The organism is Haemophilus sp. UMB1048 (assembly GCF_030218125.1).
Taxonomy (GTDB): Bacteria; Pseudomonadota; Gammaproteobacteria; order Enterobacterales; family Pasteurellaceae; genus Haemophilus_D.
Genome location: NZ_JASOPB010000014.1, coordinates 1 through 2,678, shown reverse-complemented (window position 1 = coordinate 2,678; position 2,678 = coordinate 1). Strand labels below are relative to the sequence as shown.

The following is a 2,678-nucleotide window of genomic DNA, read 5'->3' as shown; positions in this document are numbered from 1 at the left end:
CCTATCTACGTCTTAGTCTTAAACAACCCTTACAGATTTTAAATCTGGGAGAACTCATCTCTTGGCAAGTTTCGTGCTTAGATGCTTTCAGCACTTATCTCTTCCGCACTTAGCTACCCGGCAATGCGTCTGGCGACACAACCGGAACACCAGTGGTGCGTCCACTCCGGTCCTCTCGTACTAGGAGCAGCCCCAACCAATTCTCCAACGCCCACGGCAGATAGGGACCGAACTGTCTCACGACGTTCTAAACCCAGCTCGCGTACCACTTTAAATGGCGAACAGCCATACCCTTGGGACCTACTTCAGCCCCAGGATGTGATGAGCCGACATCGAGGTGCCAAACACCGCCGTCGATATGAACTCTTGGGCGGTATCAGCCTGTTATCCCCGGAGTACCTTTTATCCGTTGAGCGATGGCCCTTCCATTCAGAACCACCGGATCACTATGACCTACTTTCGTACCTGCTCGACTTGTCTGTCTCGCAGTTAAGCTTGCTTATACCATTGCACTAACCTGACGATGTCCGACCGTCATTAGCAAACCTTCGTGCTCCTCCGTTACTCTTTGGGAGGAGACCGCCCCAGTCAAACTACCCACCAGACACTGTCCGAGACCACGTTTCGTAATCTTCGTTAGAACATCAAACGTTAAAGGGTGGTATTTCAAGGACGACTCCAACAATACTGGCGTATCATCTTCTAAGTCTCCCACCTATCCTACACATCAAAATTCAATGTTCAGTGTCAAGCTATAGTAAAGGTTCACGGGGTCTTTCCGTCTAGCCGCGGGTACACCGCATCTTCACGGCGATTTCAATTTCACTGAGTCTCGGGTGGAGACAGCCTGGCCATCATTATGCCATTCGTGCAGGTCGGAACTTACCCGACAAGGAATTTCGCTACCTTAGGACCGTTATAGTTACGGCCGCCGTTTACTGGGGCTTCGATCAGGAGCTTCTCTTTCGATTACACCATCAATTAACCTTCCAGCACCGGGCAGGCATCACACCCTATACGTCCACTTTCGTGTTTGCAGAGTGCTGTGTTTTTAATAAACAGTTGCAGCCAGCTGGTATCTTCGACCGGTTCAACCTTCATCCGCAAGGGACTACAATCTACGCCGGCGCACCTTCTCCCGAAGTTACGGTGCTATTTTGCCTAGTTCCTTCACCCGAGTTCTCTCAAGCGCCTGAGTATTCTCTACCTGACCACCTGTGTCGGTTTTCAGTACGGTTTAGATAAACCTGAAGCTTAGTGGCTTTTCCTGGAAGTGTGGTATCGGTTACTTCAGCTCCGTAGAGCCTCGTCATCATCTCTCAGTGTTTAATAGAAGTCCGGATTTGCCTAAACTTCCCACCTACAAACTTAAACGCACATATCCAACAGTGCGATAACCTAACCTGCTCCGTCCCCACATCGCAGTTTATCCAAGTACGGGAATATTAACCCGTTTCCCATCGACTACGCTTTTCAGCCTCGCCTTAGGGGCCGACTCACCCTGCCCCGATTAACGTTGGACAGGAACCCTTGGTCTTCCGGCGAACGGGTTTTTCACCCGTTTTATCGTTACTTATGTCAGCATTCGCACTTCTGATACGTCCAGCAAACCTCTCGATTCACCTTCATCCGCTTACAGAACGCTCCCCTACCCAACAGACTTTCGTCTGATGCCGCAGCTTCGGTGCTATATTTGAGCCCCGTTACATCTTCCGCGCAGGCCGACTCGACTAGTGAGCTATTACGCTTTCTTTAAATGATGGCTGCTTCTAAGCCAACATCCTAGCTGTCTAAGCCTTCCCACTTCGTTTCCCACTTAATATAGACTTTGGGACCTTAGCTGGCGGTCTGGGTTGTTTCCCTCTCCACGACGGACGTTAGCACCCGCCGTGTGTCTCCTGAGTATCACTCTTCGGTATTCGTAGTTTGCATCGGGTTGGTAATCCGGGATGGACCCCTAGCCGAAACAGTGCTCTACCCCCGAAGGTGTCCGCTCAAGGCTCTACCTAAATAGATTTCGGGGAGAACCAGCTATCTCCCGGTTTGATTGGCCTTTCACCCCCAGCCACAAGTCATCCGCTAATTTTTCAACATTAGTCGGTTCGGTCCTCCAGTTAGTGTTACCCAACCTTCAACCTGCCCATGGCTAGATCACCGGGTTTCGGGTCTATACCTTGCAACTAGACGCCCAGTTAAGACTCGGTTTCCCTTCGGCTCCCCTATTCGGTTAACCTCGCTACAAAATATAAGTCGCTGACCCATTATACAAAAGGTACGCAGTCACCCCAAAAGGGCTCCCACTGCTTGTACGTACAAGGTTTCAGGTTCTATTTCACTCCCCTCACCGGGGTTCTTTTCGCCTTTCCTTCACAGTACTGGTTCACTATCGGTCAATCAGGAGTATTTAGCCTTGGAGGATGGTCCCCCCATCTTCAAACAGGATATCACGTGTCCCGCCCTACTTGTCGTTAGCTTAGTACCATGACCTGGACTTCGAGTACGGGGCTATCACCCTGTATCGCCAAGCTTCCCAGCTTGTTCCTCTGTCTCTGTCATTATCACTAACAGGCTCCTTCGCGTTCGCTCGCCGCTACTAACGAAATCTCGGTTGATTTCTTTTCCTCGGGGTACTTAGATGTTTCAGTTCTCCCGGTTTGCCTCACTTACCTATGTATTCA

The 2,678-nt window shown here is 50.4% G+C and carries 1 rRNA gene; it reads right to left on the bottom strand.

What is annotated here, in order from left to right:
- Nucleotides 1-2,678 (bottom strand): 23S ribosomal RNA (locus QP437_RS09630); the annotation flags it as partial.